This window comes from Flavobacterium muglaense, assembly GCF_014305155.1.
Lineage (GTDB): Bacteria > Bacteroidota > Bacteroidia > Flavobacteriales > Flavobacteriaceae > Flavobacterium > Flavobacterium muglaense.
In genome coordinates, this window is the sequence record NZ_JACRUK010000017.1 from 56,556 (window position 1) to 74,508 (window position 17,953).

General features: G+C 33.9%; 13 protein-coding genes. All 13 read left to right on the forward strand.

The features are described from left to right. The 13 genes from H8R24_RS09000 (at position 1) to H8R24_RS09060 (ending at position 17,834) form a co-directional block, all read left to right on the forward strand. On the forward strand, positions 1-3,030 hold the full coding sequence (locus tag H8R24_RS09000) for a SusC/RagA family TonB-linked outer membrane protein (RefSeq protein ID WP_187018241.1): 3,030 nt from the start codon (positions 1-3) through the stop codon (positions 3,028-3,030). A 10-nt stretch (positions 3,031-3,040) separates the two neighbouring features. Further along, the gene (locus H8R24_RS09005) at positions 3,041-4,621 is read left to right on the forward strand and encodes a RagB/SusD family nutrient uptake outer membrane protein (protein ID WP_187018242.1); all 1,581 of its coding nucleotides are present in this window, start codon (positions 3,041-3,043) and stop codon (positions 4,619-4,621) included. Positions 4,622-4,726: 105 nt separating this feature from the next. Continuing rightward, positions 4,727-6,664: a glucosamine-6-phosphate deaminase gene (gene nagB, locus H8R24_RS09010; RefSeq protein ID WP_187018243.1), complete on the forward strand. Its 1,938-nt coding sequence runs from the start codon at positions 4,727-4,729 to the stop codon at positions 6,662-6,664. A 51-nt stretch (positions 6,665-6,715) separates the two neighbouring features. Next, the gene (locus H8R24_RS09015; protein ID WP_187018244.1) at positions 6,716-7,840 is read left to right on the forward strand and encodes an acyltransferase family protein; all 1,125 of its coding nucleotides are present in this window, start codon (positions 6,716-6,718) and stop codon (positions 7,838-7,840) included. An 83-nt stretch (positions 7,841-7,923) separates the two neighbouring features. Further along, a complete protein-coding gene (locus H8R24_RS09020; RefSeq protein ID WP_225876790.1) occupies positions 7,924-9,957 on the forward strand; it encodes a beta-N-acetylhexosaminidase in 2,034 nt (677 codons plus the stop codon). Positions 9,958-10,153: 196 nt separating this feature from the next. Further along, positions 10,154-11,770: an ABC-F family ATP-binding cassette domain-containing protein gene (locus H8R24_RS09025; RefSeq protein WP_187018245.1), complete on the forward strand. Its 1,617-nt coding sequence runs from the start codon at positions 10,154-10,156 to the stop codon at positions 11,768-11,770. 241 nt (positions 11,771-12,011) lie between these two features. Continuing rightward, positions 12,012-12,551 (forward strand): bifunctional pyr operon transcriptional regulator/uracil phosphoribosyltransferase PyrR, encoded by a 540-nt coding sequence (pyrR, locus tag H8R24_RS09030; protein WP_187018246.1) that lies wholly within the window; start codon positions 12,012-12,014, stop codon positions 12,549-12,551. Positions 12,552-12,607: 56 nt separating this feature from the next. Further along, positions 12,608-13,534, forward strand: coding sequence for an aspartate carbamoyltransferase catalytic subunit (locus H8R24_RS09035; RefSeq protein WP_187018247.1), 927 nt, complete (start codon positions 12,608-12,610; stop codon positions 13,532-13,534). Between the two features lie 52 nt (positions 13,535-13,586). Beyond that, on the forward strand, positions 13,587-13,919 hold the full coding sequence (locus H8R24_RS09040) for a ribonuclease Z (RefSeq protein WP_187018248.1): 333 nt from the start codon (positions 13,587-13,589) through the stop codon (positions 13,917-13,919). A gap of 116 nt (positions 13,920-14,035) precedes the next feature. Next, positions 14,036-14,941 (forward strand): ribonuclease Z, encoded by a 906-nt coding sequence (locus H8R24_RS09045; RefSeq protein ID WP_187018249.1) that lies wholly within the window; start codon positions 14,036-14,038, stop codon positions 14,939-14,941. 68 nt (positions 14,942-15,009) lie between these two features. After that, positions 15,010-15,654, forward strand: a complete 645-nt coding sequence (pdxH, locus tag H8R24_RS09050) for a pyridoxamine 5'-phosphate oxidase (protein ID WP_187018250.1) — start codon at positions 15,010-15,012, stop codon at positions 15,652-15,654. A gap of 163 nt (positions 15,655-15,817) precedes the next feature. Beyond that, a complete protein-coding gene (locus H8R24_RS09055) occupies positions 15,818-16,321 on the forward strand; it encodes a CAP domain-containing protein (protein WP_187018251.1) in 504 nt (167 codons plus the stop codon). Positions 16,322-17,330: 1,009 nt separating this feature from the next. Next, on the forward strand, positions 17,331-17,834 hold the full coding sequence (locus H8R24_RS09060; protein ID WP_187018252.1) for a CAP domain-containing protein: 504 nt from the start codon (positions 17,331-17,333) through the stop codon (positions 17,832-17,834). The last annotated feature ends 119 nt before the right edge of the window (positions 17,835-17,953 follow it).

Below are 17,953 nucleotides of genomic sequence, written 5' to 3' on the forward strand. Positions count from 1 at the left end.
ATGAAACAAATTATTTTAATCTTTATGATGGTTTTTACTGCACAAGTTACGCTTGCTCAGTCTAAAATCATCAAAGGTTCAGTTGCAGATGCATCTGGGATGCCGTTACCAGGCGCATCCATAGTTGTATTAGGAGAGTCTAAAGGAAGTATTACCGATTTAGATGGTAAATTTTCGATAGAAGCAAAAAAAGGAAATGTAATATTGATCTCTTATTTGGGGTTTGAAACCTTAGAAGTTACAATAGGAGATGCTAGGACAATTGCTGTAAAATTAAAAGAAGCAAGTTCTAATGCTTTAAATGAGGTTATTGTTACTTCATTGGGTATTAAGAAAACTAGGAAGTCCTTAACTTATTCGGCCCAAGAGTTAAAAGCCGAAGAGTTAACAAGAGTAAAAGATGCCAATATTATCAACACGATTGCAGGAAAGATATCTGGAGTTGCGGTTACTAAAAGTGCAGGAGGTACTGGAGGGTCAACTAAAGTAGTAATTCGTGGTAATTCATCGGTAAGTAACAACCAACCATTGTATGTGATTGATGGAATTCCTTTGTTTAATGGTACATCTGGCCAACCTAATAATGCTTTTGGAGACACCGCAGGAGGTAACCGTGATGGGGGAGATGTAGTATCTTTAATTAATCCCGATGATTATGATGGTATGACTGTACTAAAAGGGGCGGCTGCTTCGGTATTATACGGTAGTCAAGGTGCAAATGGAGTAATTTTACTTTCGACTAAAAAGGCCAAAGAAGGAAAATCAAATTTGAAAGCATCATCAGTAACTACTTTTGAGAGTGCGTCTTATTTACCAAAATTCCAAACTGATTACGTTGCTGTTACCGGTGGAGAAGAAACTTGGGGAGCAAAAGGAACTTCTAATGATCATGTTAAGGATTTCTTTCAAACAGGACATACGCAAATTACATCGTTGGCGTTTTCATCAGCGACTGAGGCTTCATCAACCAGTTTATCGTATGCCAATACTACTGGATCAGGAGTTATTCCAGGGACCGGTTTAAAGAAAAACAACTTTGGAATTCGTCAAACGGCTAAGTTTTTTGATGATAAATTAAATGTTGCTGCAAATGCTAATTATACTTCCCAAAAAGTAAATAATAGACCGGTGAGTGGACTTTATTTTAATCCTTTAACAGGAGTGTACCTTATGCCAAGAGGGAATGATTTTGAAGCTTACAAAAATAATTTTGAAGTTTTTAACGTTGGAAGAAATTTAATGGCTCAAAACTGGATGACAAATAGAGATATTTTGCAAAATCCATATTGGGGAATTAATAGAAATAAATCAGAAGATACGAATCAATTTTTCAACGGATCGATTGCATTAGATTATAAAGCAAATAATTGGTTGTCTATAGCGTCACGCTACAGTTATAACAGAGCTGAGAGTAGTTTTGATAAAAAAATATATGCTACTACTCAAGGAACTTTATCACATACAAATGGTAGATATATCAATGTGAATACATTAAGTACGCAACGTTATGCGGATTTAATTGCTACAATCAATACTGATTTGAATGGGGATATTAGTTTTAATGCTAACATTGGTACAAGTATTACTAATACAATAGGGAATCAAGCAACGACACTTGATTCAGGTATTGGAGCAGGACTTCTATTAGCTAATTACTTTACACTTGGGAATTTTGTAAACAACTCAGGAAACTTACAAACCTTAGGTTCTTCTAGAGAAGTACAATCTGTTTTTGCAGCTACTACTTTTGGATACAAAGATAAATTGTTTTTAGATCTTGCTGGTAGAAATGATTGGTCGTCAACTTTAGTGAATACTAATAACTCAGGTTTCTTTTATCCATCTGTGGGGGTAACGGCAATTATTAGCGAAATGACTACATTACCAGAATTTATTAATTTTGGAAAAGTACGTGCTACGTTTGCGCAAGTTGGTAATGATGTTTTCTCTTTTGTAACCTCACCAACAAATAGCTATACTGCTGAGGGTTTCAAAAAACCATTAGTAGGACCAAGACCTGGGGAATCTTTAAAACCAGAATTAAAGTCGGAATTTGAAATTGGAACGGAATGGAGAATGTTTGACAGCCGCTTAGGTTTTGAGATTTCTTATTACAAATCAGTAACTAAAAATCAATACTTACAAGTTCCTGCGCCTCCTACAAACCCATTTGGTTACATCAACTATGGTTTTAACGCCGGTAGTATTCAAAACCAAGGAGTAGAAGTTGTGTTGACAGGTAAAATTGTAAAATCAGATTCTTTTTCTTGGGATACCACTTTAAACTTTTCAAAAAACACCAATGTTGTTAAAGAAATACCATCTGAATTAGGAGGTCGAATCAACTTAACCGAGGCAGGAGTTAATAATTACAGATATGCCTTGGTAGAAGGAAGACCTTTCGGAGTTATCGAAGGAGTTAATATCAAGAAAGATGGGCAAGGACGCGTATTATTAAATGCGGATGGTACCATTCAAAAAACAGGTTTTGAAGAAATAGGGAATTCTAATCCTGATTTTATGTTGGGTTTTTCAAACTCATTTAAATATGGTTCTTTCTTTGCAAATGTATTAGTTGATGCACGATTTGGTGGAAATGTAATGAGTTTAACACAAGCTGTAATGGATGAGTTTGGTGTTTCGAAAGTTACAGGTGATGCAAGAAACGCTGGTGGAGTAGAAATTAATGCCGTGTATCCCGATGGTACTGCTTATGCAGGGAAATATCCAACAGAAAGCTACTATAAGCAAACTGGAGGTAGAGCAGGTGCAACTGGAGAATACATTTATAATGCTACTAATATTAGTTTAAGAGAAATAGCAATTGGGTATAGTTTTAATACTAAAAAGCTACCTTTTTTACAAGCAGCAAGTTTGTCTTTAATTGCTAGGAACTTAGGTTTTATCTACAAAGACGCTCCTTTTGATCCAAATATTTCATTAAGTACAGGAGAAGGTTTGCAAGGTGTTGACGTTTTCGGAATGCCATCAACTAGAAGTATCGGTCTTAATTTAAATGTAACTTTCTAATTAAAAAATCATGAAATTAAATACTATAAAAAGAACAGCTATTTGTGTTTCATTACTCGCAGCAGTAAGTTGTACAGATAATTTTGAAGAAATAAATACAAATCCAAACGGGATTACAACGCAATTATTAGAACAAGATTTTAATCATATTAAAGGATTGTTTGGTCCTATGCTTAATAATATTTTAGTGCTTACTCCAGAGTGGAAATACCAAGTACAACAAGGATTACAAGCAGATATTTGGTCGGGTTATATGGCTACAGGAACTGCTTTTAGAGGAGGAACTAATAATACGACTTATGATTTAGTTGATGGTTGGAATGGATTTGCTTGGGGTGCTGCATACGGAGACGTAATGTCTAATGCGTATGAAATAGAGCAAAAAGCCAAAGGGAAATACGATCAGTTTTATGCTTTGTCTTTGATTATAAAAGTGGAAGGAATGCATAGAGTTACGGATACTTATGGTCCTATTGTGTATTCTAAGTTTGGAACTACAGATCCTATCATTGCTTACGACTCTCAGGAGGAAGTGTATAACTTAATGTTTAAGGAATTAGATATTGCAGTAGCTGAGTTAACTAAGAGAGTAGATGCTAATGAAGTTTCAAGTTTTGCAACTACGGATCTTTCTAGTTACAAAGGAGATTATAAGCAATGGGTAAAGTTTGCCAATTCCTTACGTTTGCGTTTAGCGATGCGAATTGTAAAGAAAAATCCAACTTTGGCTAAGACAGAAGCCGAAAAAGCAATTGCTCATAAATTTGGGGTGTTTACCACCAATAGTGATTTGTTTAAAGTAGTATCACCAGTGTACACAAATCCTATCGCAACCATTAGTGGAGCATGGGGAGATGTACGTATGTCAGCAGATATGGAATCGATCATGGGAGGATACAATGATCCAAGACTAGCAGCGTTTTTTGATACTTCGGTACAATTTCCAGGGCAATATAAAGGTGTTCGTTCTGGTATTGAAATAGCAGCCAAAGCTGATCATGTTGATTTTTCAGGTATAGGTGGTGTTGTTCGTTCGAAAGAAATGGTTTTGATGACCACAGCCGAAGTCTATTTTTTAAGATCCGAAGGTGCACTTAGAGGATGGAATATGGGCGGAGACGATCAAGGTTTGTATGAGTCTGGAATTACAAGTTCTTTTGGCCAACATGCCGTTTCGGGAGCAGCAGCTTATATTGCTGATAACGTAAAAACTGCTAAAGCATATGTAGATCCTAATTTCCCTGCAAACAATGGAGTAGCTTTAAATAATGTAACCGTTGCTTGGAATGCAGTAGCTACAAATGAAGTAAAGCTTCAAAAGATAATTACTCAAAAATGGATTGCAGGTTTTCCTGAAGGACAAGAAGCTTGGTCTGATTATAGAAGAACAGGTTATCCAAAGCTTTTGCCAGTACTTAAAAATACTAGTGGAGGAAAAATAGATTCTAATCTTGGTGTTCGAAGAGTCAATTTTGTTCAATCGGAGAAAGATGGAAATGCTGGTGGTGTAGCAACTGGGCTAGCTAAACTGGGAGGTGCTGATACTGGAGGAACCCGACTTTGGTGGGATACCCTTGGTGGAAATTTTTAGAATAAAATAATAATAACATAAAAGGGTATAAGTAATTGCTTAACTTATACCTTTTTATAATATGCATTGCTGTACAGATTTAGAATACAATAAAACCGTGTAAAAATGAAAAGTGCCTTAGAAATGAAACCTGATATTAGCTACAAAAGTGTAGGAAAGTTTGAAGAAACTAGATTTGAAAAAATTCACAATGAAATTTTTAAAAGCTCTGTAGAGGCTTCTATTGTTGTTGCTCAAGAGATTGCTCAATTGATTAGAACTAAGCAAGAAAAAAAGAAAGCATGTGTTCTGGGTTTAGCTACAGGTTCCTCGCCTATAAAAGTATACGAGGAGTTGGTAAGAATGCATAAAGAGGACGGACTAAGCTTTCATAATGTGATTACTTTCAATTTGGATGAATATTATCCAATGAAAAAAGAAAACAATCAGAGTTACCATTATTTTATGCATCAACATTTGTTTGATCATATTGATATAAAGCCCGAAAACATTAACATCCCAGATGGAACTGTTTCTATTGATGATTTGAATCAGTATTGTATTGATTATGAAATGAATATTAAAAACGCTGGTGGTCTAGACTTTCAATTACTAGGAATTGGGCGCACCGGACATGTAGGATTTAATGAACCGGGTTCTCATATTAATTCGGGTACTCGAATAATAACCTTAGATCATATTACTAAAGTTGATGCTTCATCAGATTTTAATGGAATTGATAACGTTCCTAAACGAGCGATTACCATGGGGGTTTCTACTATTCTTAGATCTAAAAGAATTGTATTAATGGCCTGGGGCCAAAATAAAGCAGATATTGTAAAACGTACGATTCAAGGCGATATAAGTCCGGATATTCCCGCTACTTTTTTACAAAATCATACAAATACCACGTTTGTACTAGATCAATCAGCCGCATCAGAGTTAACACGTTTTAAAACGCCGTGGTTGGTGGGAGAATGTATATGGACACAAGAATTAAAAAGCAAAGCGATCGTTTGGTTGTGTCAAAGTACAAAACAATCTATCCTAAAGTTAACAGATAGAGATTACAACAACAATGGTATGTCGGACCTTCTTGCGCTAGAAGGTTCTGCATACGATTTAAATATTAACATGTTTAATGTTTTACAGCACACGATTACAGGATGGCCAGGAGGAAAACCTAATACAGATGATTCCAATAGACCAGAACGTGCTAATCCTGCTCAAAAAAGAGTAATCCTTTTTAGTCCGCATCCTGATGATGATGTGATTTCAATGGGAGGAACATTTTCTAAATTAATAAAACAAGGGCATGATGTACATGTAGTGTATCAAACTTCGGGAAATATTGCTGTTACAGATGACGAAGCTTTAAAATTTGCTGAGGTATGCAATGATTTTATTGGCGTTAAGCAAGCTGATATTAATTTTAAGTCGATTATTGAGTTTATAAATAGTAAAAAAGAAAATCAAGCGGATTCACTAGAGGTTAGAAAATTAAAAGGCTTGATCAGACGTCGTGAATCGTATGCGGCTACACGTTATATTGGGTTAAAGGATGAAAATACGCACTTTCTTGATTTACCTTTCTATGAAACGGGAGTTATTAAAAAGAAACCTTTAGGTCTAGAAGATATTGCAATTGTGAAAGAAATTATTGCCAAAATAAAACCGCATCAAGTTTTTGCAGCCGGAGATCTTGCTGACCCGCATGGTACGCATGAAGTGTGCTTGAACGCTATTTTTGCCGCTATGGGGCAATTGAAATCAGAGTCATACATGAATGATTGTTGGCTATGGCTGTATAGAGGAGCCTGGCATGAGTGGGATATTCACGAAATTGATATGGCTGTACCGTTGAGTCCAGACGAGGTTATGATTAAAAGACATGCAATATTGTACCATCAGTCCCAAAAAGACCGTGTAATGTTTCAAGGAAACGATTCCAGAGAATTTTGGGTAAGAGCTGAGGATCGCAATAAAAACACAGCAAAATTATACGATGATTTAGGTCTTGCGGAGTATGAAGCAATTGAAGCTTTTAAGCGTTTTGATTATTAAAAGTATTCTTTTTGTAAAAAGCATCCTTAATTCTTTAACAATAAAAGAAACATGACACTCACACAAAATCGGTTTACAGCTTTAGATGTCTTTCGTGGTATTACAGTTTGCTTTATGATCATTGTTAATTCACCGGGTAGTTACAATAGTACTTTCGCTCCATTGCTTCATGCGCGATGGAACGGATTTACTCCTACAGATTTGGTTTTTCCTTCTTTTTTATTCGCAGTAGGAAATTCAATTAGTTTTGTACTTAAAAAATGGAATAACATACCACAAAGTATTGTGTTGAGAAAAATAGCAAAGCGAACAATTGTTATTTTTATCATAGGTTTTCTATTAAGTTGGGTTCCCTTTTGTAAGCTTAATGAGGTAAATGAGTTGGTACTCATTCCGTTTGACCATACCAGAGTTTTTGGCGTGTTGCAACGCATCGCACTCAGTTATGGAATCGCAGCATTACTAATTTATTATTGTACAACAAAAACAATAGTTAAAACTGGAGTAGTATTGCTGTTAGCATATTGGTTTTTAATGGCTTATTTTGGAGATGCGCATGATCCTTTTGGACTGCAGACTAATTTGGGTTACTTTATTGATAAATGGCTGGTAGGAGATCATCATCTGTATCAAGGCGAAGGAGTAGCATTTGATCCCGAAGGGCTATTAGGTACTTTGCCTGCTGTTACTAATGTTATTGCGGGCTATTTAACAGGGAAATTTATTCAAGAAAAAAGAAATACCTACGAACTATTATTGAAGATGATGATGGTAGGAAGTTCTTTAGTGTTAGTTGCTTATTTTTGGGATTTTGTTTTTCCTATTAATAAAAAGTTATGGACTAGTTCTTTTGTATCATTAACCATAGGACTTGATTTAATGCTTTTGGCAATTGTTATTTATTTTATTGATTTTTTGAATCAAACTAAGTGGACAAAAATGTTTTTGATATTCGGTAGGAACCCTTTGTTTATCTACATCTTTTCTGAGCTGCTAGTGATTGCCTTGTTATTTTTTAAGATGGGAGAAATAAGCTTGTACCAATGGGTTTTTCAAACCTTTTACCAAGGCATAGGTAATTACATAGGATCATTATTATTTGCCATTTCAATTATGCTTATTTGCTTGTTAGTGGGTTATGTTTTACATAAAAAGAAAATCTATATCAAAGTATAACACTAAAAATATAAAACGATTTACAAATAAAGGTGCAAGGAAGTTTTTGATTAATTCCCTTGCTTCATAAAATTGAAATTAAAATGTATAGAAAAACCATACTATTGTTACTGTTTTCTGTTTTTACATCGAATGCTCAAATTACAAAGGAGCAGCTTGATCTAATGCCTTGGCCACAAAAGATTGATATCAACACAGGAACTTTTGCTTTAAGCAAAAATTTCAAAGTGAATATTACAGGGAATCCAAATGGTCGAATTTTCATAGGAGCAACCCGATTTTTGCGACGATTGGATGGAAGAACAGGTTTGTTTTTCACTCAAGACTTTTTGACCAAAATAAATGAAGTTCCTGAAGCGCAATTGCAAATTAACTGTAAACAATCTGGCGCTGTAGCGCTTAATGAGGACGAAGGGTATCAACTTTTGGTTGAAACCAATAAAATTATACTTACCGCCAACTCTGACCTTGGAGCGCTTCACGGTTTGGAAACCCTATTACAGTTGCTTCAAAATAACGGAACATCATTTTATTTCCCAGCCGTTACCATTACAGATGCACCTCGTTTTACTTGGCGTGGTTTGATGATTGATGCGGCTAGGCACTTCCAACCTGTCGATGTAATTAAGAGAAATCTTGATGCGATGGCCGCGATGAAGATGAATGTTTTTCATTGGCATTTAGTCGATGATCAAGGATGGCGAATCGAAATGAAAAACTTCTCCAAGCTACATGAATTAGCTTCGGATGGGAATTATTATACGCAAGAAGAAATCAAGGGAATTGTAAAATATGCCGATGATAGAGGGATACTAGTTATTCCTGAAATCGATGTTCCTGGACATGCATCAGCGATACTCTCTGTTTTTCCTGAAATAGGAAGTAAAGTTGATAATGGTCTTGGATCTTATGCTGTAGAGCGAAGATCTGGGATTTTTAATTCGACATTAGATCCTACAAACCCTAAAACCTATCAAGTATTAAGTGCCATTTTTGATGAAGTTTGTCCTTTGTTTACTTCTCAATATTTCCATATAGGTGGCGATGAGAATAACGGTAAGGAATGGAATGCTAATCCCGAGATTCAGGCTTTTATGAAAAGTAAAGGTTTGACTAATAATCATGATTTGCAAACGTATTTTAATATGCAACTAGTTCCAATGTTAAAAAAACACGGGAAGAATTTAATGGGTTGGGAGGAAATAATGACCAAGGACATGACCAAAGACGCTATTATTCATGCATGGAGAGGGACTAATGAAGGACAAGCTTCTGGTGGTTCGTTAATTTCGGCGGCTAAAAACGGCTACAAAACAGTTTTGTCCAATGGATATTACATTGATTTAATGCTATCATTAGAAAGTCACTATAAAAATGATCCTATTCCTAAAAACAGTGTTTTAACTCCAGAGGAAAAATCTAGAATATTAGGAGGCGAAGCGGCGATGTGGAGCGAACTTGTAACACCATTGAATATTGATTCGAGAATTTGGCCAAGAACTGCCGCAATTGCAGAACGTTTATGGTCAGACGAAAGTGTGACTGATATGGTTAGCTTACGCAAAAGGTTAAATACGGTTTCCTTTAGACTTGAAGAGTTGGGAATTACGCATATTAGAAACAAAGAAGTCATTTTAAGAAACATCAGTAATAACCAAAGTACCGTGGCAGTGAATGATTTTTCGAATGTATGTGAACCACTAAAGAATTACACTAGAAATGGTGGAGGAAAAAAATATTTTATGTTTTCACCGCTTAGTTTGTTTGCCGATGCTTGTAGTTCAGATGCTTCGGATGCAATTGCATTTGATGCAGTAGTTACTAACTATTTAAAAGACAACAGTATTGAAAATCAAAAAAGGTTGAGGTTCTTTTTTGAAAAATGGATTGCAATGCATACGGAGCTTGTTCGCTTATGCGAAAACGCGCCACTTGTTCAACCGTTATTGCCTTTGTCTAAAAGCTTAAGTGATTTGTCAGCACAATTCTTATTGCGTTTTGACAAAAAACAAACGATAAGCACAGCTGATTTAAAAGTGTTACTAGAACAATTAAGGGTTCGTAATTCAGCCGATGTTGAGTTGGCTGTTTACAACAGTCTGAAAAAAATAGTATAAATAAATAGTAGTTTTCTATAATTTGGTAATGGTTTAGTTTGAAGATACTACTTTAGTCCTGGCATTTTTTTGTCAGGATTTTTTTTTGACAAATTCGATTCGTTTTAGTTTAGTTCTATTCATTAAATTGTCTTTTTATAAAGTAAAAAATCAGTTAATTTTTGTACTTTTGCAAAAATTTTTATAAAAAACATTTATGTTAACAGTTAATAATTTATCAGTTCAATTTGGCAAACGAATTTTATTCGACGAAGTAAATACCACTTTCACACATGGTAATATTTATGGAGTTATCGGAGCTAATGGTGCTGGAAAATCAACCTTTCTTAAAATAATTTCAGGCGAAATGGATCCTACTTCTGGACACATCCATTTAGAGCCAGGAAAACGTATGTCGGTTTTAAACCAAAACCACAATATGTTTGATGAGCATACCGTATTGGAAACCGTAATCATGGGGAACAAGGTATTGTATAAAGTTAAGAAAGAAATGGACGAACTTTATCTGGATTATAACGATAAAAATGCAGATAGAATAGGGGAGTTGCAAGTTCAATTTGAAGAAATGAACGGTTGGAACGCTGATTCGGATGCGGCATCAATGTTGTCCAATCTGGGAATTACAGAGGAGCATCATTATACATTGATGGGAGATCTTGAGGGAAAAATTAAGGTACGTGTGCTTTTGGCGCAAGCCCTTTTTGGAAATCCAGATTTGCTTATTATGGATGAGCCTACCAATGACTTGGATTTTGAAACCATCGCTTGGTTAGAAAATTTCCTTGCAAATTATGAAAATACTGTAATTGTAGTTTCGCACGATAGACACTTTTTAGATTCAGTTTGTACGCATATATCTGATATTGATTTTAGTAAAATTAACCATTATTCAGGAAATTATACATTCTGGTACGAGTCTAGTCAATTAGCGGCTAAGCAACGTGCACAGCAAAACAAGAAAGCCGAAGAAAAGAAACAAGAATTAGAAGAATTTATTCGTCGTTTCTCAGCGAATGTTGCCAAGTCAAAACAAGCGACTTCTCGTAAAAAAATGATCTCTAAATTAAATATATCTGAGATTAAACCATCTAGCCGTCGTTATCCAGCAATTATTTTTGATCAAGAGCGCGAAGCAGGAGATCAAATATTAAATGTTCAAGGATTAAGCGCTTCCATTGATGGAGAAATCTTGTTCAAAGGCGTAGATTTAAATATGGCCAAAGGGGACAAAATTGTTCTTTTCTCGAAAGATTCGAGAGCAACAACCGCTTTTTACGAAATTTTAAACAGAAATAAAACAGCTGATGAAGGTATTTTTGATTGGGGTGTAACCACAAATCAAGCGTATTTACCAGTTGAGAATCATTCTTTTTTTGAAAGTGATTTGTCATTAGTAGACTGGTTGCGTCAATGGGTAAAAACAGAGGAAGAGCGTGATGAGGTTAATATTCGTAGTTTTCTAGGTAAAATGATTTTCTCTGGTGAGGAAGCTTTGAAAACGTGTAGAGTATTATCAGGAGGAGAAAAAGTACGTTGTATGTTGTCTCGAATGATGATGGAAAGAGGAAATGTATTGATGATTGATGAGCCTACAAACCACTTGGATTTAGAGTCGATTACCGCATTCAATAACTCGTTGAAAAACTTTAAAGGTTCCGTTATTTTTACCACTCATGATCATGAGTTTGCACAAACTGTGGGGAATAGAGTAGTGGAGTTGACGCCAAAGGGAGCAATTGATAGCTATATGACTTTTGACGAATACTTAGACGATGAAAAAATACAAGAATTAAGAGTGAAGATGTATTCTTAATTTATTAGATAAAAACAATTAAAAAAAGCTTCTAGAATTTATTTTAGAAGCTTTTTTTTGGCAAATAAATAAACGTAAAGTCTGTTGTAGTAAAAAAAAATAATTTTAAAGTAATAGCAGTTCAATAAAGGGTGTTTTTTCGCAATTAATTTTACAATTGCCAGCCCACATTCGACACATATAAATAATAATTCATAAATTTGAATTTGTATATTTGCACAACCAAACATAATACCTTACCATGACTCAAAAAGTTTTACTCAATTCCAAAGAAGTCAATATCATTCTGCATCGTTTGGCTTGTCAGCTCATTGAAAAACATCTCGATTTTAAAGACACCATTTTAGTGGGAATTCAGCCTAGAGGTACTTTTCTGGCCGAACGTTTAAAAGAAATGTTAGAAAACGAATATCAAACTCCTGAAATTCAATTAGGGTATCTTGACATCACTTTTTTTAGAGATGATTTTCGTAGAACAGATAAACCATTGGAAGCCAACAAAACTAAGATCAATTTTATAGTCGAAAATAAAAAAGTTATTTTTATTGACGATGTACTATTCACCGGAAGAAGTATTCGTGCTGCTTTGACAGCTATTCAATCCTTTGGGAGACCATCAGAAATTGAATTACTAGTCTTGATAGATAGACGTTTTAGTCGCAATTTACCCATTCAACCTGATTATAGAGGAAGACAAGTAGATGCCATTAATGGTGAAAAAGTAAAAGTTAATTGGAAAGAGAATGACGATGAAGATGGCGTCTATTTGATCACTAATTAAACGATAAAACAAAAGCTTCAAACAATTAAGTCGAAAAATAATATAATCGTAACAGAATGAAAGAATTAAGCGTAAATCATTTATTAGGGATCAAATACATCAACAAGAACGATATTGACCTTATTTTTGAAACAGCCGATCATTTTAAAGAAGTAATTAATCGACCTATTAAAAAAGTGCCTTCTTTACGAGATATTACCATTGCCAACATTTTTTTCGAAAACAGTACCCGTACTAAATTGTCATTCGAACTAGCTCAAAAAAGATTATCGGCTGATGTGATAAGTTTTTCGGCAGCACAGTCTTCGGTCAAAAAAGGAGAAACGCTGATTGATACTGTCAATAATATTTTATCGATGAAGGTCGATATGGTGGTGATGAGACATTCTAATCCAGGAGCGGCTTATTTTTTATCAAAAAATGTAAAAGCAAGTATTGTAAATGCAGGTGATGGAGCCCACGAACATCCTACACAAGCTTTACTAGATAGTTACTCTATTAGAGAAAAACTAGGTGATGTAGGAGGTAAAAAAGTAGTAATTGTAGGTGATATTTTGCATTCAAGAGTAGCACTTTCTAACATATATGCTTTGCAAATGCAAGGTGCCGAAGTTAAGGTTTGCGGACCTAAAACTTTAATACCAAGGCATATTGAATCATTGGGAGTTACGGTTGAACCTAACTTACGTAAAGCACTAGAATGGTGTGATGTGGCTAATATGCTACGTGTTCAAAATGAGCGTATGGATGTCAATTTTTTTCCATCAACCAGAGAGTATGCGCAACAATATGGTTTAGACAAAACGTTACTAGATTCTTTAAACAAAGAAATTGTAATTATGCATCCAGGCCCTATCAATAGAGGAGTAGAGATTACATCGGATGTCGCTGACTCACAACAATCAGTTATTTTAAACCAAGTAGAAAACGGGGTAGCCATTCGTATGGCAGTTATTTATCTTTTGGCTTCAAAAATTCAATAATTTAGAAAAAAGCAAAACTGCAGCAAATAATTAATCTTGAAAATGTAAGCTTATGAAAGTCGATCAAAAAAAACATTCTGTTATAATCAAAGATACGCAAGGTGATTTTACTTCATTTTTAATGAAAGTAACGCATCAATACAAAACATTTGAAAAAGATAATATCGTTATCGATCTATTAGCGCATAATGATTTGACAATAAGTGATATAAAACAGCTTATGCCTTTATCAAAACAACATAAAAAAGCCAAGAAATCGTTTGTAATTGTAGTTGCCGACTTTGATTACAATGCAATTCCAGAACAGTTAACTGTCGTTCCTTCTTTATTAGAAGCGCATGATATTATTGAAATGGAAGAAATCGAAAGAGATTTGGGCTTTTAGAACTTATAATTGTATTGCATGCCACAACAATTGGCAATGTTTGCCTTATTTTCAAAGGTTCATTGGTATAAAACAGTGCTGCTATCTTTTATAGGTCATGCAAACGACTACAAAAAATGAATCTAACCATACTAGGTTGCTATGCTGCAACACCACGGACTTTTACAAATCCTACCGCACAAATTTTAGAAATTAGAAATCGTATATTTCTTATCGATTGTGGCGAAGGGACCCAAGTACAGCTTCGTAAAAACAAGATTAAATTCTCAAAGATCAATCATATCTTTATTTCTCATTTACATGGTGATCATGTTTTTGGATTAATTGGACTCATTTCTACCTTTACGTTATTGGGTCGTACAACAGATTTGAGTATTTATGGCCCAGTAGGAATTAAGGAATTGATAATGATGCAGCTCAAATTGACTAGTTCGTGGACTAATTATAATCTGCATTTTCACGAACTAGCATCAAAAGAGAGCGCTATCATTTATGAAGATGACAAAGTAGTTGTGAAAACAATTCCTTTAAAACATCGTGTGTACACAAATGGTTATTTGTTTCAAGAAAAGCCTGATTCAAGAAAACTGAATATAGGAGCAGTAACTCGTTTTGAAATCGAAAAATGTTATTATCAAAATATTAAAAACGGAAAAGATGTCTTGCTAGATGATGGCCGACTGATTGAAAATCACCTGCTGACCATTGATCCTGTACAGCCTAAAAGCTACGCTTTTTGTTCGGATACTATTTTTAACGAAACGATTGTTCCACTAATCGAAAATGCAGATGTATTGTATCACGAAAGTACTTTTCTAGAATCAGAAAGTGATTTAGCCCTTAAAACAATGCATTCCACAGCTAAACAAGCCGCTACAATCGCGCTTAAAGCAAATGTAAAACAATTGATATTAGGACATTATTCAACTAGATATGACAGTATTAGGTTGTTTAAGGAAGAAGCCGAAACGATTTTTCCGAACGTTATTTTAGGGGATGATGGACTTTCATTTGAATTTTAGAGTTGGGGTAGTTACATTTTTAAGGCAACAAAATATTTTTTAGTTTATAAATTTTAAAGTTATAAGAGATGAATGATTTAAGCAATTATAGAAAATCATACGAAAAAAGTGAATTATTAGAATCAAATATTCCTGAGGATCCCATTAATTTATTTAACAGATGGTTTCATGAGGTAGAAGAGTTTGATAGCGGCGAAGAGGTAAATGCAATGACAGTTTCGACGGTAGGGCTAGATGGATTTCCAAAATCTAGAGTAGTCTTGCTTAAAAAATTTTCCGAGGAAGGTTTTGTTTTTTATACCAATTATAACTCTGAGAAAGGAAAAGCGATCATTAATAATCCAAATGTATGTCTTTCTTTTTTCTGGCACGGTTTAGAGCGTCAAGTAATCATCAAGGGAATAGCGCAAAAGACAACGGCTATTGTTTCGGATAATTATTTTGATTCAAGACCAGAGGGCAGTAAGCTAGGGGCTATTGTTTCTAATCAGAGCGAAGTGATTCCGTCAAGAGCTTTTCTCGAAAATAATTTAAAAGATCTCGAAACCCAATATGATAGTATGGTGATTCCAAGACCTGCCCATTGGGGAGGATTTTTGATAGTTCCTGTTGAAGTTGAATTTTGGCAAGGAAGACCCAATAGACTACATGATAGAATTCGTTATTCTAGCCAAGCAGATTATTCATGGAAAATTGAAAGATTATCGCCTTAATATAAGTTAAAACTTATTTAAAAAATAAAATAGTGCATTTTGTCGATTTTATTGTGTATTTTATCGTTGAAGTATGTATGTTTGTCAAAGAAATAAAAACAAATATCACATATTATTAAAGAAGTTTGCCCCACATGCTACTTTAAACTTAAACTACTATTTTATGAAAAGATTTATACTTCAAACATTGTTAATTGGATCATTAGTATTAACAATGAGCTCATGTTCATCAGATGGAGCAGAATTAAACACAGTTGATGCTAAAGTTATGGTAGATGTTCCATATGCGTATAGTGATTTAGAGTTAGAAACAATGGCATTAATTAATGAGTATAGAGTAAGTGTTGGATTGAATGCTTTAGAAAAAATCAATTATATATCAGGTAAATCTGAAGTGCATGATCATTACATGATTGTTAATAATGTTGTAAATCATGATGATTTTGAAGCTCGATCAGAAGATATTGTTACTAAGCTAGGAGCTAAGAGAGTAGGAGAAAATATAGCATACAATTACAGAACAGCAGGAGATGCGGTAAAGGCTTGGTTAGCTAGTCCAGGACATAAAAAAAATATAGAAGGTGATTTTACTCATTTTGGATTAGCAATCAGAGAGAATGCTACAACAGGTAAGAAGTATTACACTAATATCTTTGCAAAGATTTAAATTTTTTTAAATAACAATAACCTTTGATGCACTACTTCAAAATAGTGAATCAAAGGTTTTTTTATGTCTATTATATTTTTATACAGAATAAACTTGTTAATTTTTATAAAAACGTTATTTATCTATCAAATAGGTTTATTATCGCAAATGGAATCTGTTTTGTATAGATTAATAATAGTCAACATGCGACGATTAACATTTTTGACTATTGATTCATTAGAAAAAAAGAGGATGATATATAAATAATCTGCTTTCAGTTTGAAAATTGTACGATTTTATTTAAATTTATTATATAAAAATACATTTAATCGATAAAATACTGTTATTTAACGCTGAAATATTTAAGGATGAAAAATAAAAAACAGATATTGTACACTATTAAAGAAGTTTACCACCCAATCTACTTTAAATGTAAACCGACCAATATAAGAATAAAAAAACGCTTAGTCCTGCAGTATTTATTGCAGTAGTAGTGACAAGTACCTTCTTGTTCTGCGATGCGTAGGATTTTTAAAATGAAGGTACCTACTTATCAAAATTGAGTACAATGGTTAATTAGGCTTATAACACTCTTGAACTTGAAACCATTGACTTGTTTAATAAATGCGGTTTAAGTATTGATTCAATTACGCTTACAAAAATTAATCGTTTTTCATATTCATCCTAAAAACAGGAGCTATAGATGATTTAAAACTATTGAAGTTAGACTTAAATATTTACCAAAAATAAAGGTATTAGGGTTTAACGTTAATGCGCTCTATCCGTTTTACTACAGTGATTTTTTTACGCTAGTTGATTTTAAGTCTTTTTTACTTATTTAAAATCGGGAAGACAAATAGTTGTTTATATAAGAATAAACTTAAATAATATTTAAAATAATGCATTTCATCGATTTTATTGTGTATTTAATCGTCAAAGTATGTATGTTTGTCAAAGAAATTAAAACAAATAGCACAACCTATTAAAGAAGTTTGCCCCACATCCTACTTTAAACTTAAACTACTAGATTATGAAAAGATTTATACTTCAAACATTGTTAATTGGATCACTAGTTTTAACAATGAACTCTTGTTCATCAGATGGATCAGAATTAAACACAGTTGATACAAAAGCTATGGTAGATGCTCAGTATACATATAGTGATTTAGAGTTAGAAACAATGGACTTAATCAATGAATATCGAGTAAGTGTAGGATTGAATGCCTTAGAAAAAATTAACTATATCAGTTGTAAATCAGAGGTTCATGATAATTACATGATTTTAAATAATGTAGTGAATCATGATGATTTTGAAGCTAGAGCTGAAGATATTGTTACTAATCTAGGAGCTAAGAGAGTAGGAGAAAATATAGCTTATAATTATAGAACTCCAGCAGAAGCATTAAAGGCTTGGTTAGCGAGCCCAGGACATAAAAAAAATATAGAAGGTGATTTTACTCATTTTGGGTTAGCAATAAGAGAGAATGCTACAACAGGTAAGAAGTATTACACTAATATCTTTGCAAAGATTTAATTTGTTTGTTTTTTTGATTTAGAAAAAAAGGATGCCCTGGTAAGGAGGGCACTGAAAAACTACGCATATTTTGATTAACGTCGTTTTCTAGAGATTAAAAAAGCGCTTATAATAGGATT